Raw genomic sequence first — 25288 nt, 5'->3', positions numbered from 1 at the left:
GCGCCCGCACCGAACTGAAAGGCCCTTGCCGCCATGACCACCCGCACCGTCCTCGTCATTAACTCCGGCTCCTCCTCCATTAAGTACGCCCTGGTAGACCCCGACTCCGGGGCCTCTCTGGCTTCAGGCCTGGTGGAGCGCATTGGCGAGGAGATGGGTGCCATCACCCACAAGCGCGGGCAGGAGAAGACCGAGCTGACCGAGCCCGTGGCCGACCACGGCTTCGGCCTGTCCGAGGTGCTGCGCCTCTTCGAAGAACAGGGCCCTAGCCTGGCCCAGGCCAATATTGTCGCCGTCGGGCACCGCGTGGTCCAAGGTGGGCGCTACTTCTCGGGCCCGGCCCTGGTCGACGACGAGGTCGTGGCCCGTATTGAGCAGCTGGTACCACTGGGGCCGCTGCACAACCCCGCCCACCTCAAGGGCATTGAGGTCGGCCGCCGCCTGCTGGCCGAGGTTCCCCACGTCGTCGTCTTCGACACCGCTTTCTTCCAGGACCTGCCCGAGGAGGCGGCCCGCTACGCCCTGGATCGCGAGATCGCCGACACGTACTCCATCCGCCGCTATGGGGCGCACGGCACCAGCCACCAGTTCGTCTCCGGCGCGGTCTCAACGCTCCTGGGCCGCGACGACCTCAAGCAGGTGGTTCTTCACCTGGGCAATGGGGCCTCGGCCTCCGCCGTCGTGGCCGGGCGCGCCGTGGACACCTCCATGGGCCTGACCCCCTTGGAGGGCCTCGTCATGGGCGGGCGCACCGGCGACATTGACCCGGCGGCTGTTTTCCATCTGGCGCGGGTGGCGGGCATGAGCATTGACCAGATCGACCACCTGTTCAACCGCGGCTCGGGCATGAAGGGCCTGGCCGGCGACAATGACATGCGTGAAGTGTGGAAGCGCATTGAGGCCGGGGATGCCCAGGCGCGCGACGCCATGGACATCTACCTGCACCGCCTGACCAAGTACGTGGGTGCCTACACCGCCGTCATGGGCGGCCTGGACGCGCTGACCTTCACCGCCGGCATTGGGGAGAATGACGACCTTCTGCGCGCCGAGCTGTGCCAGCGCCTGGCCTTTATGGGCGTGCAGATCAATGAGGGGGAGAACGCGGTGCGCTCAAGCGAACCGCGGGTCATCTCCACCCCCGACTCGGCGGTGACCGTCTTGGTGGTTCCCACCAATGAGGAGTTGGCCATTGCTCGCCAGGCCATGACGCTGCTGTAGGGCCATCGCCACGGACGCGATCGCCCGCCGGGCGGGCGCCCGGGCTTTAGAGCCCCTGGCCTTAGAACAATGTGCCTTCCTCCCGGCGCAGGCGGGCGCGGCGAGCCGCTGTGGCCCCGGGAACCACCGTGGTCCCCTCCGCCTCCGTGGGGCCGGGGGCGGGCGATACGGCACCAGGGCTCCCCGCTGCCGTATCGCCCCCGTCACTCGCCCCCGGCCATCCCGGCCCGCCGGGCACGTGGGCGCCCCGTTGGTAGGCGGTGGCGGCGGCCCGGGCACGGGAGTCCGCGGCCTCATTGAGGGGGTGGCCCACATGCCCGCGCACCCATTCGAACTTCACCGACCGGCCCGCGAGTGCGGCGTCGAGAGCCTTGATGAGGTCGGCGTTGAGAACCGGCTTGCCGTCGGCCTTGCGCCAGCCGCGCTTCTTCCAGCCGGCCATCCACTTCGTCAGGGAGTTGATGACGTACTGGGAGTCGCACTGGATGACCAGGTCCTCCCCCGCCAAGCCCGCGGCCCGCGTCGCACGCAGGAGCTCCAGGACGGCGGTGAGCTCGCCGCGATTGTTCGTTGAGTTCTCCCAGCCCCCAGCCGCCCAGCAGGCGTCATTCACGTACCAGGCCCAGCCCGCCGGGCCGGGGTTGCCCAGGGCGGAGCCGTCCGCCGCCGCAATAATCGTCATGCGCGCACCCTACCGGGGGTCCTAGTGCGCCAGTCCGGGCAGCACTGCGGCCAGGCCGACGGTGAGCATTTCGACAGCGATTGAGGCCAGCATCATGCCCATGAGCCGCGTCATAACGGTGCGCAGCGTCATGGACAGGTGGGCGCCGATCTGGGCGGAGAAGAAGAGCACGACGCCGAGCATCACCAGGACCCCGATCAGTGCCAGGGCCACGGTCAAGCGCTCGGGCAGGCCATGGGCCTGGGCGTCAATAACGACAATGGTGGTGATGGTGCCCGGCCCCACAATCATGGGAAAGGTCATGGGGTAGAAGGCGATGTCGTTGACGGTCGCGTGGTGGCTTTTCTCCTCCTGGCTGCCCTCGTGGGCGCTGGACCCGCGGCCGGAGAGCATGCCCAGGGCAATAGTCAAGAGCACCAGGCCCCCGGCGACCCTGAAGGCGTCCACACTCACCCCGAAGAACCCGAGCAGCCGGGAGCCGGTCAGCACAACGACGGCGCACATCATGGTGGAGAACAGGATGGTGCGCAGGGCGGTGCGGCGCTGGCGACCCGGGTCCTGCCCGGCGGTCAGGCTCAGGAAGATGGGGAGGTTGACGAAGGGGTTCATGATTGCGAAGAAAGCCCCGAGAGCCTTGACCAGGAGTGCCGTATTCACGCCCCCATTGTCAACCGGCTGGAGGTCATTGGGGCGGGTATCGGGACTCTGCGGCATGTGGCGAGGACCAAGCGGGGTTCGGTGCCCGCGGCGCACTGCCCCCGACCGCCCTGTCCGGGCTGCCCGCAGAGCCCCGGAGCGAGCGCCCCAGCGGCACGGGCCGCCCCGACCGCGCGGCGGGACCGGCCGGGCCTCACTCCCGCGCGGCGGCCGCCCCCATGAGGATGAGGCCGGCTACGGCGACGACAATGCCAATCAGGGTGGTGCGCGTCTCCGCAGGGGTCTTGCGCTCCCCCAGGATGGTCATGGCGCCAATAGTGGCGATAACGAAGCCGAGCTGGGAGAGGGTAAAACCGCTGGCCACGCCGACGGCCCTGGTGGAGCGCAGCAGGGCCGCATTGCCCACCGCCCACACTCCCCCGGCAATGATCCCGGGGAGGATTCTGGGCCCGCGCAGGGGAACCGGTCGCGGCAAGATGAAGGCGACGAGTACGGACCCCACCAGCAGGCCCAGACCCATGGGGCCCAGGGCCTCGCCGGGGCTGACGCGGACCAGGCGCAGCATGGAGGCGTACGAGCCGTAGAGAGCAGACGAGGCCGCGGTGGCCAGGAAACCGAGCCGGCGGGAGGCGGCGTCGGGCCCCGGCCCACTGCGCTCCTGCCAGGAGCAGGCGGCGGCGCCGACCATAATGAAGATCAGGGACGTCACGCCCAGGGGCATGGCCCCTGGGGCGCGCCACTCACTGAAGAGGATGATTCCCAGCACGGCGTTGAGGACCAGCTGGAGGGCGGTGGTTACTGGCATGGTCAGTCCCACGCCCCAGTAGTTGTAGGCGCGCAGCATGAGTACCTGCCCACCGGCCCACATAAGCCCCGCCAGGGCGCCCCAAATGGTGGCGCGCGGGCTCCAGGCGCCGCCCATCATGAGCGAGCAGGCCAGGCTCACCAGGCCGGCGCCAATGAGGACGGCGACGTTCTGCCGTCTCTGATCCGTGGCGAAGCCTCCAAGCAGGAGGCTCATGATTCCGAACAGGAGGGAGGGCAGCAAGGCGATCGCGAGGTCCACCCACCGATAGTAGTGGTGCACCTCACTATGTGGGCGTCAAACGGGCCCTCCTCGTGCTCCCGTCACTGGGCTCGTCGGGCGCCGGTCGATCCCGCAGGCCGCCGGTACGCCGCCAATACGTCAATGCTCAGAGCATGCAGGACGTCACCGGTGCCGAACGCGCCGAGGGGGCGCGCCTGATCAGGCGCGCCCCCTCGGACAGGATCTGACAAGCGTCAGGCGTCGAGGTCGGTCTCAAGCAGAGCCTTGAGCTCCTCGAGGGCACCCTCGGCACCAGCGGCCTCGGAAGTGAGGGTCACGACGTCGCCGAAGCCGGCGCCCAGGGTCATGACGCCGAGGATGGAGGAGGCGTCAACGGGGGCACCGCCCTCCTTGGCGATGGTGACAGGGACACCCTTCTCGGCGACGGCCTTGACGAAGGTGGCAGCGGGACGGGCGTGAAGGCCGACCTTGGAAGCGACGGTGGCGGTGACCTGGGCCATGAATAGCTCCTAGTGAGGGATCTGGTGCCGACTCCCGGGGCATGTGCGCCCGCTCGTCGGCAATGACAGCGCTTAGGCTTGTGCCCACACAGTACCGGAGATTATGAGCGCGCAAGGCGGAGTGGAGGATTGATTCAAGAAATCGTTCACCGCCGCCCGCCCTCACCCCCCTGCCGGGGCCCAAGGCCCGCGCCACCACGAGCCGGCGCCCGCCCGCCGGGCCTCACGGCGCCTGAACGTCCTGAGCGCACTGAACGCCCTGTCTCGCTGCGGTTCAGGAGGGATCGTAGGGGGCCAGGACGATCTCGACGCGCTGCAGCTCCTTGACGTCGGAGTAGCCGGTCGTGGCCAGGGTCCGCCGCAGGGCACCCATGAGGTTGAGGGTCCCGTCGGCGCGGTCCGAAGGCCCATTGAGGATCTCGGCCATGGTGCCCACCGTCCCCACGCGACTGCGGTAGCCGCGTGGAAGTCTCTCGTGGCGGGCCTCATCGCCCCAGTGGTAACCGCCTCCGGGAGCTTCCCGGGCACGGGCCAGGGCGGCACCGAGCATGACGGCGTCGGCCCCGCAGGCAATGGCCTTGACGACGTCCCCGGAGTTGCCCACCGAGCCGTCGGCGATAACGTGGACGTAGCGGCCCCCGGATTCATCAAGGTAGTCGCGTCGCGCCCCGGCCACGTCGGCCACGGCGGTGGCCATGGGCATGTGGAGCCCCAGGACTTGGCGCACCGAGGAGGAGGCGCCGCCCCCCTGCCCCACCAGGAGGGCGGCGGCACCGGTGCGCATGAGGTGGAGGGCGGCGGTGTAGGTACTCACGCCGCCGACGACGACGGGCACGTCGAGCTCGTAGATGAAGCGCTTGAGGTTGAGGGGTTCGGTCGAGCCCGAGACGTGCTCGGCGGAGACCGCGGCCCCGCGGATGACGAAGAGGTCAACGCCGGCCTCGACGACTGTGCGCCAGTGCCGCTGGGTTTGCCCGGGGCTGAGGCGCCCGGCGACCACGACGCCGGCGGCGCGGATCTGGGCCAGGCGGGCGGTAATGAGCTCGGGGAGGACCGGGGGCCGGTAGACCTCTTGGAGGACCCGGGTGGCGTCTTGAGGGTCGGCTTCGCGAATGCGGGCGAAGGCCTCGGTGGGGTCCTCGTAGCGGGTCCACAGGCCTTCGAGATCCAGCACGCCAATGCCCCCAAGCTGCCCCACGAGGATCGCGGTGCCGGGGCTCATGACAGAGTCCATGGGTGAGGCGATGACCGGCAGCTCCACGTGGTAGGCGTCGATCTGCCAGCCCACGCGCACGTCATGCACGTCCCGGGTGCGCCGGGCGGGCACCAGGGCGATGTCGTCGAAAGAGTAGGCCTGGCGCGCCCGCTTGGAGCGCCCAATCTCGATCTCTGAGGTCATGGCCCGATCGTAGGCGACCGGCCGGCTCTGGCGGCCGGCACAGGCCGGGGCGCCATGAGTGTCGCAGGCCGGTGGCACACTCGATCCATGAGCGCCGCACCGGACCGCACCGTCTCCCGCCGCCCATGGGTTTATGGACCCCTGGTCGGCTTTGACACCGAGACCACGGGCGTGGACCCGCGGCATGACCGGCTCGTCACGGCCGCGGTCGTGTCCCGCGAGTCAATGGATGCCGGTGGGGTTCGCGCCCAATCCGTGCGCATGTGGCTGGCGGATCCGGGGGTCGAGATCCCCGCCGCCGCGGCAGCGGTTCACGGCGTGACCACTGAGCGGGCGCGCGCCGAGGGCAGGCCGGCGGTCGAGGTGCTTGAGGAGATCGCCTCGGTCCTCACTGAGGCCATGGCGGCGAACATCCCCGTCGTCGTGTTCAACGCCAGCTTCGATCTCACCCTCATGGAAGCCGAACTCGCCCGCCACGGCCTGCCGACTCTGCGTCAGCGCCTGGGGCGGGAGCTTGGCCCCGTGCTTGACCCCCTCGTCCTTGATCGGGCGGTGGATCGTTACCGCCCGGGCAAGCGCCGCCTGGAGGACCTGTGCACGGTCTACGGCGTGAGCGTCGAGGATTCGCTGCACACAGCGGAAGTTGACGTCACCGCCACTCTCGATGTCTTGGCGGCGATCACCGTCGCCTACCCCGCACTGTCCCGCAGGAGCACCGACGAGCTCGTCCCCTTCCAGGCCGGCGCGCACCGCGCCTGGGCGGAGTCCTTCAATGACTTCCTGCGCCGCCGCGGCCGCACACCCGATGTCTCCACGTCCTGGCCGCTCGCCGAGGGCCTTTGAGCCGTGCGGCCGATGATCCACGTAGCCCTGGTAAACTAATGTATCTTCGGTATTGACAGTCAGGAGGATCGGGCATGGCCCAGCCGTTACTGCAGCAACCGCCTTCGAAGCGCATCGCCAAGCGGCCGTCTGTCGCCGCCACGAAGACTTCTGTCGGCACTCCGCGCATTATCGTCCTATCTCAGCAAGTGGCCCCGAGTCCCGCATCTGACGAGTTGTACGCGAACATTCCGACTCGGGCGCAGCTCAAACGCGGGCGGCCGCGGCGGTCGCTGCGCCGGAAGATGGCGTAGCCGCCTCGCACCGGGAGTCCCGCCCACGGCGGTCACTCGTCATCGATCGTTTATGAGCCATGCGATTCCCTTGCCGGAGGCCGGTCCGTCAACGCAGTCTCAACTCGGCGAGACCGCCTCGCCGAGTGACGCCACGCCAGCCGGAGCGCACCCCATACTCCGAGCCCGGTCGGGCAGAGTCGCTGTTCGACCGGGAGACTGGTGCGTTCACCGGCGACATCGCCGAACTCATTGATCGCATCGGCTTCCAGGGGTATCTCTGGAAGGAGCGCATCCACTGGCAGCGGCGCATCGTTCAGACAATCACCTTCGCCGACGAGGAAACCCATCGGCGCTCCATGAGCATTGATATCAACGGAATTCACCTGGCCGCCATCCTCAACGCCTGGGATCATGAGCACTCGGCTATCTGTCTGCCCGCGCTAGCAGGAATGATTCCGGGCCCGATTCTCGACATCGACGCCAAAGACGGACAAAATAGAGTCCTCAGCATCGCCCGGCGACACGAGAATAATGAAGCGATCACCTTCCAGTTAATGAGCGCTCTCTTGGACGCCGACTCCATAAGAGAATGGCATTGGATTCCAGAGGCCGCCCAAACGATCTATCGGTTCCTCAAACACCAGATCCCGACCACAGATGTTTTCCACGATCATATCGGAGGAATAGAGCAGCTACCTGAATCCGTGAAGGGCATTGCGAAGTCACCGGGATTCACTGATGAGCTGAACAGACTCCGAGAGCACTATACCCTGCACGTCATCTACACGCCGCATCGAAACGGCGATCGCTTTGTGCGCGACGACGTCCTGAAAGTCTCGTGGCTCGAGCGCAGCATCCCGGCGTCTTCGTGGTGGCTCGAGAGCCTTGCCACACGGATGCTCCCACGACCAGCTCCCTATGAAATCGCGCTACCATTACTCAATAGCTCCAAACGGGCCGGAACCCATATTAGAATTCTCGCACCGGAGGAAATGCAGATCGGGGGAATCGCCATCTCATTCGGCGAGCATGAGTTGCCCCTTCTGCCGTCGCAGCCCCACCGGAATACATCAGGTTCCACGCCAGAACCGGTAGAACCGGGGATGCGCATTATCGCTGACGACCCGGTTCACCCGTTCATCGAGCTGAATCGCAATCGGCGCCAGATCGAGATTCTCACCCACCCCGACGCCCTTCATGAGCGCAGCGATGACATTGCTTCGCTCCTAACAGACATTCCCGGGCCCGGCGCCGATCAACCGATCTGCAAAGCAACCGTCACCTTCATCCCCGACCGCAGTCATTTCGCCATCTCAGCAGTCTTGAACCTCCTGCTCACACTCCTCCTTCTCAGCCTCTCCTACCGGTACCTTTGGGACAGCAATGCAGCAGAGGCGGGACCGACAACACTCCTGTCACTGCTCCCACCTTTGGTGACGATGTATATCGCCACCCCGCACGAGCACGCCATCATGGCTGAATCACAGGCAAGCGGACGACTCGGCGTGATCATTGCCTCGTGCGCGGCCTTCAGCTACGCCGCGGTCGAGACCTTCAACGGCTCGCATCCCGCCCTCCGCGTGCACATGCCGCAGTGGCTCCCTGATTTCCTCGGCCAGTGCTGGGATCTGCCTTTCCTATCCGTGATCGGCGTGTGCACGGGCGTGATCCTCTATCTTGTCACTGCCGCAATTCTGACGACCATCGCCCAGATTGACGCTTTCAGGCTGTACGCGTACTTCCGCAATGATCAAGCCCTGCTCTCCGAGAGCATCGACGCGAGCGAAATCAGTTCATACCGCCGGGAACTGAGGCGGGAGGGTTTCGGCATCCTGGGACGAAGCCTGCTGCTCCTCGATAAGCGCGGACGCCGCTTCATCTCCGAGACGCCACCACCGTGGCGCCGCGGCGACGGCGCAGCGCCACTGCAATCCTCCGGGCCGCCCGATACGGGGTCATCCTGAACTGCTTCGCCTACTCCCGTCCGGTGTAGTTGGGGGCCTCCACCGTCATCTTGACGTCATGCGGGTGGGACTCCTTGAGCCCGGCACTAGTAATGCGCACGAACTTGCCATTGGCCTTGAGCTCGGGGACGGTACGGGCGCCCACATAGAACATTGACTGGTGCAGGCCGCCGACCAGCTGGTAGACCACGTCCGCTAGGGAACCGGAGAAGGGCACCTGCCCCTCAATGCCCTCGGGCACAATCTTATCGTCCCCGGAGACGTCGGCCTGGAAGTAACGGTCTTTGGAATAGGACTTGCGCCCGCGCGAACTCATGGCGCCCAGCGACCCCATGCCCCGGTAACGCTTCCACTGCTTGCCGTTGACGAAAACCAAGTCACCGGGGGATTCGACGCATCCGGCCAAGAGCGAGCCGAGCATGACAGTGTCCGCACCGGCCACCAGGGCCTTGGCAATATCGCCGGAGTACTGCAGGCCGCCGTCAGCAATGAGGGGAACTCCGGCGGGGGCGCAGGCGCGGGCGGATTCGTAGATGGCGGTGATCTGGGGCACGCCGACGCCGGCAACCACGCGGGTGGTGCAAATCGAGCCCGGCCCCACCCCCACCTTGACGGCGTCCACGCCGGCGTCGATCAGCGCCTGGGCCCCTTCGCGGGTGGCGACATTGCCGCCAATAATGTCCACGCCGGCGAAGGCCGAATCGGACTTAATGCGGGAGATCATCTCCAGGGCCAGCGCCGCCCCGCCGTTGGCGGTATCGACGACGATCACGTCCACACCGGCCTCGGCTAAGGCGCCAGCCCGTTCCCACGTGTCCCCCCAGTATCCGACGGCGGCGCCCACGACCAGGCGGCCCTCTTCGTCCTTGGTGGCATTGGGGTACTGCTCGGTCTTGACGAAGTCCTTGACGGTAATCAGGCCGGTCAAGCGCCCTTGGTCGTCAATGAGGGGAAGCTTCTCAATGCGGTGCTCGGCCAGAAGGGCCTTGGCGTCCTCCCGGGAGATGCCGGTGGCCCCGGTGATCAGGCGCTCACGAGGGGTCATGCACTGACGCACGGTCAGGGAGGACCACCGCGCAGGCGGCACGAAACGCAGGTCGCGGTTGGTGATAATGCCCAGCAGGCTCCCATCCTCCTCAACCACGGGCAGGCCGGAGACCTTGTAGTGGCCGCAGAGGCTGTCGAGCTCGGCAATGGTGGCGTTGGGGCCGACTGTCACCGGATCCGAAACCATGCCGGACTCCGAGCGCTTGACCCGCCGCACCTGCTGCGCCTGGCTCTCAATGGGCAGGTTGCGGTGGAGAATGCCAATACCGCCTTGACGCGCCATGGCGATAGCCATATCCGACTCTGTGACCGTGTCCATGGCAGCGGAAAGCATGGGGGTGGCCAGGGTGATTCGCCGGGTTAGGTACGAGGTTGTATCAACCTCGGAAGGGATCACGTTTGTGAGTCCGGGAAGCAGGAGCACGTCGTCATAGGTCAATGCGGTGGGGGCGAAGAGGTCGGGGTTGGTGATCGAATCGCTCACGGCATCATCGTAGGGTCGAGGCCCCGGACGCTGCACCTCATAACCGGATAGCCGGCGCCGCGCCCGCCCCGCTCCCCCGCCCGGCACGGAGCGCACCGACGCCCTTCTTTCGTTTCTCATATGAAACACATAAGGCGACCTCGCGCGAGCCGCGAAAACACACTAGTTTCCTAGGAAAAGTGGGCGTCGAATCTTGCCTCCGACACCAGCATTGGCTAAGGTTTTCTACAAGGTCAACACATCTATCCGGTGTGTTTGGCACACCCCGCTGATGGTCGAACCCAACGGAGGGACACATCGATGCTCGACAACTCACGCCTTCCAGGGCCTGTACTGGCCCTGTGGGAGTGGCAGCACAGCGGAGCCTGCATGGGAATGGACTCTGCGCTCTTCTTCCATCCTGAGGGCGAACGTGGGAACTCCCGGCGACGTCGGGACGAGGACGCCAAAAACGTCTGTCGCACCTGCCCGGTGATTGACTCCTGTCGCGCCCACGCCCTAGCCACCCATGAGCCGTACGGGGTCTGGGGCGGGATGACGGAGGATGAGCGCCGCACCTGGATTAAGCAGAAGGAGCGCTATGCCCGCAGCGCCGCCACAGGCTGACCGGCGCCGCTGGGCCGCCCGCCTGAAGCGGGCTCGCCGCATCCCGCCGCACTCAGAACCACTCAGAACTGGGTGTAAGACTCCGATGAGATGGTGAAACCTCGACCAGTGACCGTATTCCAGCAGGTCATACCGGTGAGGCGGGCGGTGCAGGCGAAGTTCGAGAAGGTTGTGGACTGTTCGTACTGGAGTTCGTGGAAAGTCATCCCCGGCACGCCCAGGAACTGCTCTCCGCAGCGCAGTTGCGAGCTGCCCTGCCCCACCGAGATGGAGAAGTGCGAGGAGGAGCAGTCGCTCTGGCCGGCGGCGCTGTAATCGCGCAGCAGAATCGAGCAAGCCACGTAGTCCTCATGGAGCTCACAGGAGATGTTCTTCGAAGGCGTGTCTATGTACTGGTAGGTGAAGGAGCCGGCCGGTGCGGGACTGGCCTCGGTCCGCGTGTAGCTGCTGAGCGTCGTGGTCAGGGCCGGGGTCGCCCCTGAGGCGGTGGCTGTTTGCGCCACCTGGCGCGCATAGTCGTGCCCGCAGGAGGACTGCAGGTCCGCCATGGCCAGGATGACGGAATTCTCACCGTCCGCGGTCGTCCAGGTGGCCCCACGGGAGTTCGAGGCCCCGTAAGACACGAGCACACTGGCGTCCGTGGAGGCTGTGGCACAGCTTGAGTTGCTCAGGGCCGTCAGGCCTGTGGCGGTAGTTGCGGTCGCAGTGGGCAGGGCCGCGTTGTCACCAGCGGCCGCCCCGGGTGAGGCCTCGGTACCCATGACACTGGGTACCGTCGTGGCCGACGCGGAGGGCTGCCCGGAGGGGCTGGAGGCGCGGGTGTCGTCCCCGCCGCGAAGCAGGGCGCCGGCGAATCCCCCGCCGACAGCGACCACCACGGCCAGGACGGCGACCAGCGCTATGCGCATACCGGACCAGGCGGACCCTTGGCCGCGCCCGCCGGCGGGTTGAGGCTCAATGGCCGGGTAGCTGGATCTGACCGGGATGGGGGCGGGCGGCGGGACGGGGCCCGCCTCATGGGGCTGCGGGGCGGGCATGACCATATAGGGCGAGCCCGCGGCCTCGGCCGTGGGCGCCCAGGACAGGTCAATGTCGACGGGGCTGACGACGTCGGCGTCGGCAGGGTCGGCGACAGGGTCGGCGTCGGCGGCCGCAGCGGTTGCTGCTGAGATGGCTTGAGCGTGGATCCAGTCGCGCAGCTCGGGGCTGGCCGCCGGATTGGCGACGATTAGCGGCCAGAGCTCGGCCGATCGCTGGGCGAGCTGGTGGAGCATGGTCGGGTCGGTCGTGGGGTCTGCGGCCAGACGCGCTTCATCATCAAGGGAGGCAGGCACGGCAAGATCATAAATGCTACCGGCAGTGCGCTGAACTGTTTTATCGGTCATGGACTCGCCGAGGACCCCGCCCCGCTCGAGAGTGATGGGACACGCACGCCTGTGGGGCGGGAAGCGTACGCTTCCCGCCCCACAGGCGTGCGCTGCGGCTGGGCAGCAGGCGGGCCGGAAACCGGCGCCGCCTAAGACTCAGCGGGTGACGACGGCGAGAACGTCACGGGCCGAGAGGATGAGGTACTCCTCACCCAGGTACTTGACCTCGGTGCCGCCGTACTTGGAGTAAATGACAATGTCGCCCTCGGCGACATCCACCGGAATGCGGTTGCCATTGTCGTCGACGCGGCCGGGGCCCACGGCCACGACCTTGCCCTCCTGGGGCTTCTCCTTGGCGGTGTCAGGGATGACCAGGCCGGAGGCGGTGGTCTGCTCGGCCTCGACCGTCTGGACGACAATCCGGTCCTCGAGCGGCTTGATGGAGATCGACATTGCGGACCTCCCCTTCTCGCTTCATAGCGTGTGTAGATGACAGGCGGGTCGCCCTCGTCAACACGACCGGACCGCCGTCGCGGGGGTCGGCCGGTCGCGTCGGAGTGCGGGTCGCAGAAGCGTGCCGGAGCACGCCCCCGCGCCTGGTGAGGAATCTACGTCGGCGTTAGCACTCAGTCAAAGCGAGTGCCAGCGCGCCGGTTGCGGTTCGCCGATGGCGTTCACTGCTTCCCGCGATTGGCGCGGGTCCAGGCCACGGCGTCATCCACACTGGTCTCGTGCCTGCCGAGCACGGGATCGCGGCCGGTCACCACATCCGCGACAGCCTTGATCGCGGCGAGCCGCTCGCGCAACCAGCTTTTCACCCAGGTGCTCCGGTAGGCCCGGGCGCGCGTATCGGCCACCCCTTCGACCTGGAGCCCGGCGGAGCGGCAGGCGAATACGGCGCGCGGCTCATGGAAGTCCTGGGTGACGATAATCGCCTCGTCGATTCCAAAGATCTTGGTGGCCCGCACACAGGTCCCGTAGGTGTCGAAGCCCGCGTAGTCCAGGGCGACCGCCTCACTGGGCACCCCGATCTTCACCAGGTAGTCGCGCATGGCCGAGGGCTCGTCATAGGTGGTCCGGCCGTTGTCCCCCGACACCAGGATGGCGTCAACACGGCCGGACTCGTACAGGCCGGCGGCGACCTCCAAACGGTAGCGCAGCCATGGGGAGGGGGTGCCGTTGGGGTACACCGAGGCCCCCAGCACAATGGCTACCGGCGCCCGCGCAGTGTCCCCCTCGGAGCCGTAGACGCGGATATGGCCGCGGGAAGCCCCCCAGATCCAGATATTGGGGACCGCCAGGATCATGGCGGCCAGCACAAGAAGGCCCACTAGCCCCCTGAGCACCGGGCGGCGGCGCCGTGGAGCCCGCCGGTGGGCCGACCGCATAGTGCCCCTAGTGCTGGCCGCCCTTTCACCGCCGGGCACGGCGCCCACAAGAGTCGAGCCGTCGCCGCCCGCGTCAGCAATGCCGGCATTGCCAGCTTTATCGGTGTTGCCGGCGTTGCCGGCGTTGTCAGCGTTGCCGGCTTTATCGGTGTTGCCGGCGTTGTCAGCGTTGTCAGCGTTGTCGGCGTTGGGGTTCCCCTCTTCCTGATCGGGGGCCGTGCGGGTGGCGTATCCACCGTCGACGGCCATGGGATGGGCGCCTCCAGGTCCGCGGTGGTCGGAGTGCTCCGACTCGGGCACTTCGTCGCGGTTCGTCATGTGCTCCCACCTCTCCTATTAGCGTCCAAGCGCCCACAACCGGCCCCGGGCGTCAACACGACTCTAACGACTCTAACGCCGTGGTCTGGTCCGGGCCGGCCGCCGGGCCCTCACATCCCAGGGCAGAGATCCCCATTCGGGACGCGGCCCATGACATGATTCCGGTGATGAACGCCGCCGACCTCGCCCCTCTGCTCACCTCTGAAGGCTGGGCCCTACTGTCCTCGCTGCCGCCCTACCGGGAGGATGAGGCGCTGGCCCTGGGCACCTCGCTACGCGAACAGGGGCACGCACCGGACCTGGTGGCCGCCGCGCTGACTCAACAGCGGTTGCGGTCACGAGCCACCGCAAAATTTGGTCCCTTCGCCGCCCAGATGCTCTTCACCCCTGAAGGTTTGGAGCAGGCCACGCGCCTGGCGGTCGGGGCCCACCACGCCTCCCGCTACGCCCGTGCCGGAGTTAGTCGGGTGGCCGACCTGGGCTGCGGCATCGGCGGGGACGCACTCGCCCTGGCGGGCCTGGACCTGTCGGTCCTGGCCGTCGAGCACGATGAAGCCACAGCGGCCCTGGCCACAGTCAATCTCATGCCCTTCCCGCAGGCCGTGGTGCGCTGCGCCGACGCGCTGGAGGTGGACCTGGCCGCCGAGGGGGTCGACGCCGTCTTCGCCGACCCCGCCCGACGGCGCCAGGGCGAACGGGTGGGCGACCCCGAACAGTGGTCCCCTCGACTCTCCCAGATCCTGGCGCTGCGCGAGCAGGTGGCGGCCTTGGGCGTCAAGGTCGCCCCGGGCATTGACCACGCCACCCTGCCCGCCGACACCCACGTGCAGTGGGTGAGCGTGGACGGACAGGTCGTCGAGGCCGGGATCTGGTGCGGCCCACTGGCCGTCGAGGGCCCGGGGCGCAGCGCCCTGTGCCTGCGCTCAAGCTCCGAGGGCCGGCAGACCGCCCACACCCTGGTCGACCCCGACTGCCAGGACCCCTCCACCGAGCCCAGGCAGATCGACCCGCTCACCGACGTCGACGAACTCGGCGAACTGCTCATTGAGCCCGACGGCGCCGCTATTCGGGCGGGCCTGGTGGCCCACCTGGCCGAACGGCTGGGGGCAGCGCCGGTGGCCTCGCGCATCGCGTACCTGTCCGGTCCAACACCGCCGGGAGGTGACCTGGCCCCCTTTGTGCGCTCCTGGCGGGTCCTGGAGGTGCTGCCCCTGCACCTCAAAGACCTCAAGGCCCGGGTGCGTGAGCGCGGTATTGGGCGCCTGGAGATCCACAAGCGCGGCGTGGAGGTCTCACCCGACGCCCTGCGCGCCTCCCTCAAACCGCGCGGGCCGGCCGGGGAGACCTGGGTGGTCACACGCATTGGCGTCAGCGCAGAGGCATCGGGCCGTGCGGGGGCCAGGGGCGCGGTGCTCGTCGTCGAACCCCTCTAAGGGCCGTGTCAAAAGGTTAAGGACTGCGTCAAAAGGGGCCGGCCCCGGCCGGCAGGGCCCGCAGGACGCCCGTCAGGGCGCTGGAGCCGCCGAATCGGGGCCTCAGTGAGCTCAGTGAAGAACGTCAGCGGACGCGTCAGTGGACGACGGTGACGCTCAGGGGCATCCCGGAGTCGGGGGCGAAGCCCAGCGGGGAGGGTTCCACGCCCGCGCGTACCGCCGCCGAGCCCAAGGCCGCAATCTGGGCGCCGTTGTCGGTGCAGTAGCGCAGCGGGGGCAGGCGCAGCGTAATGCCGGCCGCCGCGCAGCGCTGGGCGGCGAGCTCGCGCAGGCGGGAGTTGGCAGAAAAGCCGCCCCCGACCACCAGGGTGTCGCAGTCGTGGTCCAGGCAGGCCTGCACCGCCTTGGCCGTCAGGGAATCATTGACGGCTTCGGAGAATCCGGCGCACACGTGAGCGCCCGGCACCTCCTGGCCGGCGTCCTGAAGGGACTCCACATAGCGGGCCACCGCGGTCTTGAGCCCGGAGAAGGAGAAGTCGTAACGGTGGCGCTCCTTGTCCTTTCCGGCCGCCAGGCCGCGCGGGAAGCGGATGGCGTGGCGGTCGCCGGCCCGGGCGAGCCGGTCCACGTGGGGGCCGCCGGGGTAGGGCAGGCCCAGGAGGCGCCCGACCTTGTCGAAGGCCTCCCCGGCGGCGTCATCGAGTGTGCCGCCGAGTTCGACAACGTCGGTCGCTATATTGCGGATGCTTAGCAGGTTGGAGTGTCCGCCGGAGACAATGAGACCTATGAAGCGCTCGGGCAGAGGGCCATCAGTGAGTTCATCGACGGCCAGATGCCCAATGACGTGGTTGACGCCGTAGACCGGCCTGCCCAGGGAGACGGCCAGGGCCTTGGCGGCGGAGACCCCCACGGTCAGTGAGCCAATGAGGCCGGGCCCGGCGCACACGGCGACGGCGTCCACCTGCCCCAGGTCGACGTCGGCCGCGGCCAGGGCGGCGTCCAGGGTGGGGATGAAGGACTCCAGGTGGGCGCGGGAGGCTATCTCGGGGATGATGCCGCCATACCTGGCGTACTCGTCCATGGAGGTGGCGGTCACGTCACCGAGGAGCTCGCGGCCGCGCACCAGGGCCACGCCGGTCTCATCGCAGGTGGACTCAATGCCCAGGACTAGTGGTTCGCTCACGGGCACCCAGCCTATCCCGCACGCGCCCCGCCAATATCCCGCGAAATCCCCGCGGACTCGTGCACCCCGCCTTGCTAGCCTTGCCCCAGCTCGCCCCGCCCAGATTCTCGGCCCCGCCCCTGGAGGCACCATGCTCTTCCAGCTCCTGCCGGCGTTAGGAACCGACTCCCCCCGCCATTGGCGCCAGCCATTGGCCCAGGCCGAGGCGGTCCTGTGCGATATGGACGGCACGCTGGTGGACTCCACGGCCGTGGTGGAGGCCATGTGGGAGCTGTTCGCCCACCAATACGGCCTGGGCGACCGTTTTGACGAGATCATGGAGTACTCCCCCGGCCGAACCAGCATGGACACCATTAGCCACTTCCTGCCCCACCTCCCCGAGGAGCAGCGCGCCGCGATTAGCCGGCGTTTTGTGCGCGAGGAGACCACCCGCACCGAGGGCATTACCGAGGTACCCGGCGCCGCCGCCCTGGTGGCCGGCCTGCTTGAGGCCGGCGTGCCCACGGCACTGGTGACCTCCGCCTCGGAAGGCCTCATGCGGGCGCGCATGGGGGCCGCGGGCGTCCCCGTCCCGCCGGTGACCGTGTGCGCTGGGGACGTCGCCCGCGGCAAGCCCGCCCCGGACGCCTACCTGCGTGCCGCCGAACTCGTGGGCGTGCCAATCGGCTCCTGCCTGGTCCTGGAGGACGCGCCGTCGGGCTACATCGCCGCCCGCGCGGCCGGGGCCGCAGTCCTGCTGGTGGGTTCGCAGCCGGGCTCCGCCGAGAACACGCCCTGGGTGCCCGACCTGCGCGGTTTGCGGGTGGCCCGGGTTTGAGCCGCCCCTCGCACGCAGACCCGAGGGGCGGTCACCGCCCGCGTTGGTGACCACCCCTCAGGTTGGGCAGCGACACTGTCAAGCAGCCTCAGCGTCGCCGACGTGGATCAGTGCGCGTGCTGCCCCTTCCACAGGGCGTGACCCAGGTCCCGGTTAAGGCGCGTAATAACCTCCAGGGGAACCGACTTGGGGCACACCGCGGCGCACTCGCCAATGTTCGTGCAGCCGCCGAAGCCCTCGGCGTCGTGCTGGTTCAGCATGTTCACCACACGTGCTAGGCGCTCGGGCTGACCCTGCGGGAGCAGGCCCAGGTGAGAGATCTTCGCACCGGTGAACAGCATGGCCGAGGCGTTGGGGCAGGCGGCCACGCAGGCGCCGCAGCCAATGCAGGCGGCGGCCTCGAAGGCGGCGTCCGCCTTCTCCTTCTGGACGGGGACCGAGTGGGCCTCCGGTGCCGCACCAGTGTTGACTGAGATGTAGCCGCCGGCCTGAACAATGCGGTCCAGGGCCGAGCGGTCCACAATGAGATCGCGTAGCACCGGGAAACCGGTGGAGCGCCAGGGCTCAATGGTAATGGTGTCCCCATCCTTGAAGGAGGGGTCCTCCGCCAGGTGACGCATGTGCAGCTGGCAGGTGGTTGAGCGAATAGGCCCGTGGGCCTGCCCATTAATGACCACGCCGCACTGGCCGCAGATTCCCTCACGGCAGTCCGAGTCGAAGGCCACCGGTTCCTCGCCCTTCCTGAAAAGCTGCTCGTTGAGCAGGTCGAGGACCTCCAGGAAGCTCATGTGCTCCTCAATGCCGCTCATCGGGTACTCCTCGAAGTGCCCCGCAGAGCCCTGGTTCTTCTGGCGCCAGATCTTGAGCTTGATGTTCACTTGTAACTCCGCTGCTTGAGCTCGATGTCCTTGTAGATGAGGTCCTCTTTGTGGAGGATCGGCGGCTGGTTCTCCCCGCCCCACTCCCAGGCGGCCACGTAAAGGAACTCGTCGTCGTGGCGCATGGCCTCGCCCTCGGGGGTCTGGGACTCGGCCCGGAAGTGGCCGCCGCAGGACTCGCGGCGGTGCAGCGCGTCAATGCACATGAGTTCAGCCAGTTCGAAGAAGTCCAGGAGGCGCCCGGCCTTCTCCAGGGCCTGATTGAGCTCCATGGCCTCACCGGTGACGCGGGCGTCACGCCAGAATTCCTCCTTGAGGGCCCGGATTTGCCCGATGGCGTCGCGCAGGCCGGGCTCGCGGCGCTCCATGCCGCAGTACTCCCACATAATGCGCCCCAGCGCCATGTGGAAGTCGTCCACACTGCGGGTGCCGCGCAGTGCCATGAGGCGCGCAATGCGCTCCTCCACGTCGCGCTTGGCGGCGGCGATCTCGGGCGCATTGGGATCGACCTTGCCCTCGCGGAGCATGTCGGCCAGGTAGTCGTTCATGGTGTCGGGCAGAACGAAGTAGCCGTCGGCCAGGCCCTGCATGAGGGCCGAGGCCCCCAGACGGTTGGCGCCGTGGTCGGAGAAGTTGGCCTCGCCGGCCACGTACAGGCCCGGGATGTTGGATTCCAGGTCGTAGTCGACCCACAGCCCCCCCATGGTGTAGTGCACGGCCGGGTAGATGCGCATGGGAACCTCATAGGGGTCGTCCCCGGTAATGCGCTGGTACATCTCGAAGAGGTTGCCGTAGCGGGCTGAGACCGCGTCCTTGCCCAAACGCCCGATCGCCTCGGAGAAGTCCAGGTAGACGCCCCGGCGCATCATGCGCTCATTGCCGGCGGCGTCGCGCTCCTTAATGGCCGGGCCCACGCCGCGGCCCTCGTCGCACATGTTCTTGGCCTGGCGGCTCGCAATGTCGCGCGGCACGAGGTTGCCGAAGGCCGGGTAGATGCGCTCCAGGTAGTAGTCGCGGTCCTCCTCGGGAATCGTGCGCGGGTCCTTGTCGCAGTCCTCCGCCTTCTTAGGCACCCAGATGCGCCCGTCGTTGCGCAGGGATTCGCTCATGAGGGTGAGCTTGGACTGGAAGTCCCCGGACTGCGGAATGCAGGTGGGGTGGATCTGGGTGTAGCAGGGGTTGGCGAAGTAGGCGCCCTTGCGGTGCGCCCGCCAGATGGCGGTGGCATTGCAGCCCATGGCGTTGGTGGACAGGAAGAAGACGTTGCCGTAACCGCCCGAGCACAGCACGACGGCGTCGGCCAGGTGCGTGTCAATCGCGCCGGTGACCATATTGCGGGTGACAATTCCGCGCGCACGACCATCGACCACGATCAGCTCAACCATCTCGTGGCGGCGGAACTCCTCCACCGTGCCGGCCGCCACCTGGCGCTCCAGGGCCTGGTAGGCGCCAATGAGGAGCTGCTGCCCGGTCTGGCCACGGGCGTAGAAGGTGCGCGAGACCTGGACGCCGCCGAAGGAGCGGTTGTCGAGCAGTCCCCCGTACTCGCGGGCGAAGGGCACGCCCTGGGCTACGCACTGGTCAATAATGTTGGCGCTGACCTCGGCCAGGCGGTAGACATTGTCCTCGCGGGCCCGGTAGTCGCCGCCCTTGACCGTGTCGTAGAAGAGCCGGTAAACGGAGTCGCCGTCATTGCGGTAGTTCTTGGCGGCGTTAATGCCGCCCTGGGCGGCAATGGAGTGCGCGCGGCGGGCGGAGTCCTGGTAGAAGAACACCTTGACGTTGTAGCCCTGCTCGCCCAGGGAGGCCGCCGCCGCGCCGCCGGCCAGGCCAGAACCGACGACAATAATGTCGAGCTTGCGGCGGTTGGCGGGGTTGACCAACTTGGCGTTGAACTTGCGCTGCTCCCAGCGCCGGGCAATGGGGACGTCATGGGGGGCCTTGGTGTCGGCGATCCTCTCGCCCTCGGTGTACAGGCCGTCGATGAGCTCAGTCATGGTGGTTCACTCTCAGTGGGAAGATCCGATACCGGCCTCAGCGGCCTTAATCGCGTACTCGGCTGCGTCCATCGGGGCCTCGGTCAAGCCGAAGAGGATCGCCGTCGGGACGCACATGAACGCGGCGAAGAGTCCGAAGGCGACCACGAAGGCGATGAGGCGGATGAAGGGCACCGTGTTGCCGCGCACCGCGCCCAGGGTCTGGAGGGCCGACCACACGCCGTGCCACACGTGTAGGCACAAAGCCACCAGGGCGACGGCGTAGATGAGCCACACCCACCACAGGTGGAAGCCGTAGTACATGTTCATGTAGGCGCGTCCGTGGATGTACGTGCCGCCGGCCTGGATGTGCAAGGTGGTGAACTGCAGGATGTGCCAGACAATGAACATCAGCAGGATGACGCCGCCCCAGCGCATGGTGCGCATGGCGTAGCGGGAGGCGAAGTAGTCGGCATTGGACTTCTTAACCGCGTACCGGTCGTTTCCGCGGGCCTTCCTATTGCGGTTCCACAGGTAGAAGGCGCTGTAGGCGTGGGCGCACAGGAGCACCAGGAGCACGATGCGCAGGATCCACAGGACCCCGCCGCGGGGGAGGATCGGCACGAGCAGCTCACGCAGGAAGTGCGCGTAGTGGTCGTAGGCGATCTCGCCCTCAAAGTAGTGGAGGTTGCCGTAAGCGTGGAAGAGGACGAAGAGCAGGAACACGATTCCCGAGATCGCCATCATGCGCTTCATGAAGACAGTCGTCGTGAACGCGGTCCGCTTCTTGGAGGGAACAGTCGTTTTGGCCACACGCGAAGGGTAATCGGGAACATGTCCGGCTCGCCCGCGGATGTTCCGCCCACCCGAAAGGGGTCGTTGGTGATCGGCGCCGTTCCAGGCGAAAGTGCCGGTCGCCCGGGGAGTCGGAGGGCCGGGTGGGGCCGCGGGAGGGGCCGGTAGCGCAATCGGGCCGTCGCCATTTCGTGACGCGGTCGTCAGACAAATCTATTGCGGGCGCCCAGGTCCAGGCGCATGACCAGGGCGTCCTCAGCAGGGTGCTGGTAGTAGCGCCGGCGCCGTCCCAGCTCCACGAATCCCCGCCCCCGGTACAGGGCCTGCGCCCCGGCGTTAGAGGCCCGCACCTCCAGGAGTACCGCGGTGCAGCCGCGGTCGCGGGCGGCGTCGACCAGGGCGTCGAGCATGAGCCCGCCCAGGCCCTGGCGGCGGGCGGCGGGCACGGTGGCAATAGTCAGCAGGTCGGCCTCACTGCGCCCGTCACCGAACCACAGGCCCGCGTACCCCAGGATCTGCTCGTCGTCGGTGAGCACCAGGTAAGTTCGGTCCCCTGCCTGCGCCTGAGCCAATTCGGCCTCCAGCAGCGCCCGGCTCCAGGACTCGCCGCCGAAGAGCTCAGCCTCCAGGCGCTCCAGGGTCGGCAGGTCCTCCGCCCTCATCTCGCGCAGAATCAGCCGCCCCCACTGGCGTGACGCGGGGCTCATTGGACGCGCTTGCGCGGCCTCGGCGCCTGGACGTCGGCATGACGCAGGTAGAGGGGCTCGGTGCCCAGTTCCTCACCCCGGGCCAGGCGAGCCAGGGCAATGCGGACCTGCGTGGCCCCATCCCCTGAGGCGGCGGCCAGCACCGGAGCGTCCCCGAGGACCGAGGCGTACTGGCGCGCGCCGGATCCGGCCAGCAGTGCGCGCTCACCGACGCCTTCCCGGGCCCGGTCCGGGGCCCCCACCCGCAGGTCGGTGAGTCGCTCGACGTCGTCGGCGCCGCGCGCCCGGTAGGCGGCGGAGTAGACCTCGCGGCGGCGGGCGTCGGTCAGGACGATAATGGTGGCGCCAGCGGCCGCCTCCTGCCCCCGCTCCTGGGCCAGCTCATCGAAGGCGGCCCGGGCCACCGCGTCCAGGCTCGGCACGCCGTAGACCGGGATGCCGCGGGCGCGCCCCACGGTGCGTGCGGTCACGAGCCCAGCACGCAGACCGGTGAAGGGGGCGGGCCCGGTGGCGGCGACGACGGCCCCCAGGGGGGCGTCGGCCACGGCGGGGTCGGCGAGTGCCCGGGCCAGCATGGGCCCCAGGGACTCGGCGTGACGGCGGGGGTCCGGCTGCTGGGCGCTGGCGAGCACCCGCAGGCTCACGGGGGCACCGGCCCTCCGCACGGCGTCGCACACCAGGAGCTGGGTGCCCAGGGAGGAGTCAATGGAGAGGATGCGCACGCGCCCAGCCTAGGCCTTCCCCCACGACCCCCTGGAGTACCGGCGCACCTTGGAGGCGGAGGGGCGCGGGATTCGGGCGGCATCGAGGGTATTCTCCAGCTGGAGGGTGGCCTCCAGGGGGCGGGGCCGCTCGGGCTGGGTCTGGTGCGTGGCCCGGTTCGCGCTTTGACGGTCCTGGCGCCGCTTACCCGGAGCACTCACGTTCACCCGCCGCAGGGGCTCGGTCACGCGCCTTTCGTGAAGGATCGTGGCGGTCAGGCAGACCACGCCCAAGGTGACCACCGCCAGGGCGACCGCCCATACGGGCACGTCCCCCAGGGACAGGCCGTCCTTGTCCGTGGCGGTCTCGGTGCGCAGGGTCCCTGTGCGCTCCCGCAGGACCACGGAGAACACTTGGGTGCTCACCGTGCCGGCCAGGCCCGCACGGGCCTCGGCGTTAATGGCGCTGACGGTGGAGTCCTTCACCAGGTACCAGGCGCCGTCATCGCGCACCAGGAAGCCGGCGCCCTTGTCCTGCCAAACGGCGGCCGCCAATTCGGGGTCGGCGTTCAGTGAGCCGGTGGCCCCGGTGGCGGAGACGGTGACGATGAGGACGCCGTGAGCGGTGTCGTCGACGCGAACCGGCACGGCCCAGTCCCCGGTGAGCACCGGGGCGGCGGCGGTGTCACGCCCCTCCAGGAAGGCCGGGGCCCAGGAGCGGATCTGCGTGGGGGAACCGAGGGCAATGGTGGCCTGCGCGCCGGCCCGCTGCCGGACCAGTTGCAAGCCCTCACCGTCAACCCAGGCCTGGACGGTGGCCCGGGCCTCCTCGTCCCCGGCGGCACTGGCCGGGGAGATGGGGGTGGCGGTGGTGGCGCCTGTGGCCGGGGGCGGGAAGGCCAGGGCGGGGAACATGGGCAGGAGGGCCGCGACCAGGAGTAGCCAGCCGAGCAGGCGGGCCCGGTGCCGCCAAAGCCACCGGCCCGAGCCATGAGCCCGTGGCCGCCCCGCTGCGGCCGGGGCGGCCAGAGGCGGCGGTCGATGGTGCGGACGGGAGGCTGGGCTCACGGGCGCACCACCCCCAAGTCCACCCCGGCCCACCGGGCTCCCAGGGCGCGAATGGTAATAACGCGGTGGCCATCGTCAATGCCGGCCAGGTCGGTGTCTGCGGCGGCCGGCGCGTCCTGGGCGGTGGCCGCGTCCTTAGCCGTGTCCGCCTTGGGGGCGATGACCGTCGGGGCCGCCAGGGCGCCGCGGGGGCGGGAGACCTCGATCTCCAGGCGGTCGGCGGCCAGTGACTCGACCTTGCCCCTCCCCCATTCCACCAGGGTCACCGAGGAGTCCATGGAGGATTCCAGGTCGAGGGCGTCAATCTCCTCCAGGGAGCCCAGCCGGTAGGCGTCGACGTGGATGAGGTCGGGGCCATCGCCGGTGGCGCGGTGAGTGCGGGCAATGATGAACGTCGGGGAGGAGACGCGTCCACGCACCTTCATGGCGGCCCCGACGCCCTGGGCCAGGGTGGTCTTGCCCGCCCCCAACTCGCCCGAGAGCATGACCAGGTCACCGGGGCGTAGGAGGGCGGCGAGGCGGGCGCCCAGGGCGCGGGTCTGCTCGGCGTCGGTGACGGTGAGCCGTTGTGCGGGGGCGGTGCTCATGGCTGCTCCTGGCAGCCGGGCCCTGTCGGGGCGCCAATATGGTGCCGGGGGACGTTGGGGCCCAGGCGGGTGACGATCTCGTAGTTAATGGTGCCGCACACCTGCGCCCACTCGTCGGCGGTGGGGGCACCGGGGGTGCGGGCCGGATCGGCCCACAGCACGGCGAGGTCCCCGGCCTGCGCCGGCGCTGGGCGCAGGGACCCATCCGCGCGGGTGGCCGGCCCCAGGTCCACAATGACCTGGTCCATGCACACCCTGCCGACAATGCGGGTGCGGTAGCCCGCCACGCTCACCGGCCCGGCGCTGGCGGCGGCCCGCGGGACGCCGTCCGCATATCCCAGGGGCACTAGGCCCAGCCAGCGCTCGGTGGGGGCTGTCCAGGTGCCCCCGTAGGAGACGGCCTGCCCGGCGGGGATGCGCTTGACCTGGACGAGGGGCGCCTCCAGGCGCATGGCGGGGCGCAGGCCGAGTTCGGCGGACGTGGCCAGGGCCGGATCCGGGGAGAGCCCGTACAGGCCGATGCCGGCGCGCACCAGGTCCAGACGGGCCCGGGGGTGCCACAGCAGTCCGCCGGTGGCGGCCAGGTGGCGCACGCCTGGGGTGAGCCCGGCGTCAGCCAGAACCTGCTCGGCATGGTGGAAACGAGCGAGGTGCTCCTCGGTGGAGCCGCTGGCCGGCTCATCAGCCCGTGACAGGTGGCTCCACAGGCCGACGACGGCGACACTCCCCTCATCCTGCGCCGTGCGGGCGGCGCCGGCCAGTGCCGGAAGGTCCTCGGCGACGGCGCCGGCGCGAGACATGCCGGTGTCGGCCTTCAGGTGGATGCGAGCAGTGGTGCCCTGGGCGTTGGCGGCGGCGGCCACCGCCGCCAGCATTGGGCGGGTGGAGACGGACAGGTCGATCTCAGCGTCCAGGGCGGCGCGCAGGGGTGAGCGGGGGGCGGCGGCGGCTTCGGGGGTCATGACGGGCAGCAACCAGCACATGAGGCGCGGCGCCGCCTGCGTGGGGGTGGTGTGCGCCCCGGGGGCGGGGCGGGCGGTCCCGGCGGCATCCAGGAGGGTGCGCAGGTGGAGGGCTTCGGCGAGCTGGGCGACACCCAGCCAGGTGGCCCCCGCCTCCAGGCAGGTGGCGGCCACCGGTCCCAGGCCATGACCGTAGGCGTCGGCTTTGACCACGGCCATCCAGGGGACGCCCGCGGCCTTGGCCAGGACGCCGGCATTGTGGGCTATGGCGCCCAGGTCGATGACGGCGCGGGATGTCGCCGCTGCGGGGGTCGGGGCGTCCGAGGGGGCTGGTGTTGGCCGGTGATTCACGGTGGTGATTGTCTCACCCCCGGGCGCCGCTTTG

24 protein-coding genes are annotated in these 25288 nt (G+C 68.6%); 6 read left to right on the top strand and 18 right to left on the bottom strand.

Annotation, left to right across the window (positions count from 1 at the left end; translation table 11 throughout):
* Nucleotides 1-33 precede the first annotated feature (33 nt).
* Nucleotides 34-1218 carry an acetate/propionate family kinase gene (locus EUC46_RS01770; protein WP_128772486.1) on the top strand — a complete coding sequence of 395 codons (1185 nt, stop codon included), beginning with the start codon at nucleotides 34-36 and terminating at the stop codon, nucleotides 1216-1218.
* 61 nt (nucleotides 1219-1279) lie between these two features.
* Here EUC46_RS01770 and EUC46_RS01765 read toward each other — a convergent pair whose 3' ends face one another.
* The 5 genes from EUC46_RS01765 to EUC46_RS01745 form a co-directional block, all read right to left on the bottom strand.
* Nucleotides 1280-1900: a ribonuclease H family protein gene (locus tag EUC46_RS01765; RefSeq protein ID WP_128772485.1), complete on the bottom strand. Its 621-nt coding sequence runs from the start codon at nucleotides 1898-1900 to the stop codon at nucleotides 1280-1282.
* A gap of 21 nt (nucleotides 1901-1921) precedes the next feature.
* Nucleotides 1922-2557, bottom strand: coding sequence for a MarC family protein (locus EUC46_RS01760; RefSeq protein WP_206645861.1), 636 nt, complete (start codon nucleotides 2555-2557; stop codon nucleotides 1922-1924).
* Between the two features lie 193 nt (nucleotides 2558-2750).
* The gene (locus EUC46_RS01755; RefSeq protein ID WP_128772483.1) at nucleotides 2751-3623 is read right to left on the bottom strand and encodes a GRP family sugar transporter; all 873 of its coding nucleotides are present in this window, start codon (nucleotides 3621-3623) and stop codon (nucleotides 2751-2753) included.
* Nucleotides 3624-3838: 215 nt separating this feature from the next.
* Nucleotides 3839-4105, bottom strand: coding sequence for an HPr family phosphocarrier protein (locus tag EUC46_RS01750; protein ID WP_128772482.1), 267 nt, complete (start codon nucleotides 4103-4105; stop codon nucleotides 3839-3841).
* A 274-nt stretch (nucleotides 4106-4379) separates the two neighbouring features.
* Nucleotides 4380-5504, bottom strand: a complete 1125-nt coding sequence (locus EUC46_RS01745; protein ID WP_128772481.1) for a GuaB3 family IMP dehydrogenase-related protein — start codon at nucleotides 5502-5504, stop codon at nucleotides 4380-4382.
* An 87-nt stretch (nucleotides 5505-5591) separates the two neighbouring features.
* Between EUC46_RS01745 and EUC46_RS01740 the strand changes: the two genes are divergently transcribed.
* Both EUC46_RS01740 and EUC46_RS01735 read left to right on the top strand, forming a co-directional pair.
* Nucleotides 5592-6347 carry an exonuclease domain-containing protein gene (locus EUC46_RS01740; protein ID WP_241655337.1) on the top strand — a complete coding sequence of 252 codons (756 nt, stop codon included), beginning with the start codon at nucleotides 5592-5594 and terminating at the stop codon, nucleotides 6345-6347.
* Nucleotides 6348-6765: 418 nt separating this feature from the next.
* Nucleotides 6766-8586: a hypothetical protein gene (locus tag EUC46_RS01735; protein WP_128772479.1), complete on the top strand. Its 1821-nt coding sequence runs from the start codon at nucleotides 6766-6768 to the stop codon at nucleotides 8584-8586.
* 10 nt (nucleotides 8587-8596) lie between these two features.
* Here the strand turns inward: EUC46_RS01735 and guaB are convergent, their stop codons facing one another.
* Nucleotides 8597-10117, bottom strand: coding sequence for an IMP dehydrogenase (gene guaB / locus EUC46_RS01730; RefSeq protein ID WP_128772478.1), 1521 nt, complete (start codon nucleotides 10115-10117; stop codon nucleotides 8597-8599).
* Nucleotides 10118-10417: 300 nt separating this feature from the next.
* On the opposite strand from guaB, the gene EUC46_RS01725 reads away from it, so the two are divergent.
* Complete coding sequence (locus EUC46_RS01725; protein ID WP_128772477.1) at nucleotides 10418-10723, top strand: WhiB family transcriptional regulator; 306 nt, start codon at nucleotides 10418-10420, stop codon at nucleotides 10721-10723.
* A gap of 62 nt (nucleotides 10724-10785) precedes the next feature.
* Here the strand turns inward: EUC46_RS01725 and EUC46_RS01720 are convergent, their stop codons facing one another.
* The 3 genes from EUC46_RS01720 to EUC46_RS13365 form a co-directional block, all read right to left on the bottom strand.
* Complete coding sequence (locus EUC46_RS01720) at nucleotides 10786-12057, bottom strand: variant leucine-rich repeat-containing protein (RefSeq protein ID WP_128772476.1); 1272 nt, start codon at nucleotides 12055-12057, stop codon at nucleotides 10786-10788.
* 189 nt (nucleotides 12058-12246) lie between these two features.
* Nucleotides 12247-12543 carry a co-chaperone GroES gene (gene groES / locus EUC46_RS01715; protein ID WP_128772475.1) on the bottom strand — a complete coding sequence of 99 codons (297 nt, stop codon included), beginning with the start codon at nucleotides 12541-12543 and terminating at the stop codon, nucleotides 12247-12249.
* 221 nt (nucleotides 12544-12764) lie between these two features.
* Complete coding sequence (locus EUC46_RS13365) at nucleotides 12765-13796, bottom strand: SanA/YdcF family protein (RefSeq protein ID WP_338324452.1); 1032 nt, start codon at nucleotides 13794-13796, stop codon at nucleotides 12765-12767.
* Between the two features lie 167 nt (nucleotides 13797-13963).
* Between EUC46_RS13365 and EUC46_RS01705 the strand changes: the two genes are divergently transcribed.
* Nucleotides 13964-15229 carry a class I SAM-dependent methyltransferase gene (locus tag EUC46_RS01705; protein WP_128772474.1) on the top strand — a complete coding sequence of 422 codons (1266 nt, stop codon included), beginning with the start codon at nucleotides 13964-13966 and terminating at the stop codon, nucleotides 15227-15229.
* Between the two features lie 136 nt (nucleotides 15230-15365).
* Here EUC46_RS01705 and tsaD read toward each other — a convergent pair whose 3' ends face one another.
* A complete protein-coding gene (gene tsaD, locus EUC46_RS01700) occupies nucleotides 15366-16412 on the bottom strand; it encodes a tRNA (adenosine(37)-N6)-threonylcarbamoyltransferase complex transferase subunit TsaD (protein WP_128772473.1) in 1047 nt (348 codons plus the stop codon).
* 130 nt (nucleotides 16413-16542) lie between these two features.
* Between tsaD and EUC46_RS01695 the strand changes: the two genes are divergently transcribed.
* Nucleotides 16543-17229 carry an HAD-IA family hydrolase gene (locus EUC46_RS01695; protein WP_128772472.1) on the top strand — a complete coding sequence of 229 codons (687 nt, stop codon included), beginning with the start codon at nucleotides 16543-16545 and terminating at the stop codon, nucleotides 17227-17229.
* Between the two features lie 107 nt (nucleotides 17230-17336).
* On the opposite strand, the gene EUC46_RS01690 is transcribed toward EUC46_RS01695, so the two are convergent.
* From EUC46_RS01690 to alr, 8 genes are all read right to left on the bottom strand, one after another.
* Nucleotides 17337-18107, bottom strand: a complete 771-nt coding sequence (locus EUC46_RS01690; protein WP_128772471.1) for a succinate dehydrogenase/fumarate reductase iron-sulfur subunit — start codon at nucleotides 18105-18107, stop codon at nucleotides 17337-17339.
* Complete coding sequence (locus tag EUC46_RS01685; protein WP_128772470.1) at nucleotides 18104-20104, bottom strand: fumarate reductase/succinate dehydrogenase flavoprotein subunit; 2001 nt, start codon at nucleotides 20102-20104, stop codon at nucleotides 18104-18106. The genes EUC46_RS01690 and EUC46_RS01685 overlap by 4 nt, the downstream gene beginning before the upstream one ends.
* 12 nt (nucleotides 20105-20116) lie before the next feature.
* A complete protein-coding gene (locus tag EUC46_RS01680) occupies nucleotides 20117-20896 on the bottom strand; it encodes a succinate dehydrogenase cytochrome b subunit (RefSeq protein ID WP_128772469.1) in 780 nt (259 codons plus the stop codon).
* A 185-nt stretch (nucleotides 20897-21081) separates the two neighbouring features.
* Nucleotides 21082-21585, bottom strand: coding sequence for a ribosomal protein S18-alanine N-acetyltransferase (rimI, locus tag EUC46_RS01675; RefSeq protein ID WP_128772468.1), 504 nt, complete (start codon nucleotides 21583-21585; stop codon nucleotides 21082-21084).
* Complete coding sequence (gene tsaB / locus EUC46_RS01670) at nucleotides 21582-22307, bottom strand: tRNA (adenosine(37)-N6)-threonylcarbamoyltransferase complex dimerization subunit type 1 TsaB (protein ID WP_128772467.1); 726 nt, start codon at nucleotides 22305-22307, stop codon at nucleotides 21582-21584. The genes rimI and tsaB overlap by 4 nt, the downstream gene beginning before the upstream one ends.
* A gap of 9 nt (nucleotides 22308-22316) precedes the next feature.
* A complete protein-coding gene (locus EUC46_RS01665) occupies nucleotides 22317-23354 on the bottom strand; it encodes a hypothetical protein (RefSeq protein ID WP_128772466.1) in 1038 nt (345 codons plus the stop codon).
* Nucleotides 23351-23941, bottom strand: a complete 591-nt coding sequence (gene tsaE, locus EUC46_RS01660) for a tRNA (adenosine(37)-N6)-threonylcarbamoyltransferase complex ATPase subunit type 1 TsaE (protein ID WP_128772465.1) — start codon at nucleotides 23939-23941, stop codon at nucleotides 23351-23353. Before tsaE ends, EUC46_RS01665 begins: the two co-directional genes overlap by 4 nt.
* Entirely contained in the window at nucleotides 23938-25254 is a 1317-nt protein-coding gene (gene alr, locus EUC46_RS01655; RefSeq protein WP_128772464.1) for an alanine racemase, read from the bottom strand. Before alr ends, tsaE begins: the two co-directional genes overlap by 4 nt.
* Nucleotides 25255-25288: the final 34 nt, after the last annotated feature.

The sequence above is a fragment of the Actinomyces oricola genome (genome assembly GCF_004104015.1).
GTDB lineage: Bacteria > Actinomycetota > Actinomycetes > Actinomycetales > Actinomycetaceae > Actinomyces > Actinomyces oricola.
The sequence above is the reverse complement of the archived record's forward strand: the minus strand, read 5'-3'. Positions and strand labels throughout refer to the sequence as shown.

Bases quoted from the DNA above. Each gene is read 5' to 3' on its own strand.
- EUC46_RS01770 (WP_128772486.1), top strand. From the start codon at position 34: ATGACCACCCGCACCGTCCTCGTCATTAACTCCGGCTCCTCCTCCATT.
- EUC46_RS01765 (WP_128772485.1), bottom strand. From the start codon at position 1,900: ATGACGATTATTGCGGCGGCGGACGGCTCCGCCCTGGGCAACCCCGGC.
- EUC46_RS01750 (WP_128772482.1), bottom strand. From the start codon at position 4,105: ATGGCCCAGGTCACCGCCACCGTCGCTTCCAAGGTCGGCCTTCACGCC.
- EUC46_RS01745 (WP_128772481.1), bottom strand. From the start codon at position 5,504: ATGACCTCAGAGATCGAGATTGGGCGCTCCAAGCGGGCGCGCCAGGCC.
- EUC46_RS01740 (WP_241655337.1), top strand. From the start codon at position 5,592: ATGAGCGCCGCACCGGACCGCACCGTCTCCCGCCGCCCATGGGTTTAT.
- EUC46_RS01725 (WP_128772477.1), top strand. From the start codon at position 10,418: ATGCTCGACAACTCACGCCTTCCAGGGCCTGTACTGGCCCTGTGGGAG.
- groES (WP_128772475.1), bottom strand. From the start codon at position 12,543: ATGTCGATCTCCATCAAGCCGCTCGAGGACCGGATTGTCGTCCAGACG.
- EUC46_RS13365 (WP_338324452.1), bottom strand. From the start codon at position 13,796: ATGACGAACCGCGACGAAGTGCCCGAGTCGGAGCACTCCGACCACCGC.
- EUC46_RS01705 (WP_128772474.1), top strand. From the start codon at position 13,964: ATGAACGCCGCCGACCTCGCCCCTCTGCTCACCTCTGAAGGCTGGGCC.
- EUC46_RS01695 (WP_128772472.1), top strand. From the start codon at position 16,543: ATGCTCTTCCAGCTCCTGCCGGCGTTAGGAACCGACTCCCCCCGCCAT.
- EUC46_RS01685 (WP_128772470.1), bottom strand. From the start codon at position 20,104: ATGACTGAGCTCATCGACGGCCTGTACACCGAGGGCGAGAGGATCGCC.
- rimI (WP_128772468.1), bottom strand. From the start codon at position 21,585: ATGAGCCCCGCGTCACGCCAGTGGGGGCGGCTGATTCTGCGCGAGATG.
- tsaE (WP_128772465.1), bottom strand. From the start codon at position 23,941: ATGAGCACCGCCCCCGCACAACGGCTCACCGTCACCGACGCCGAGCAG.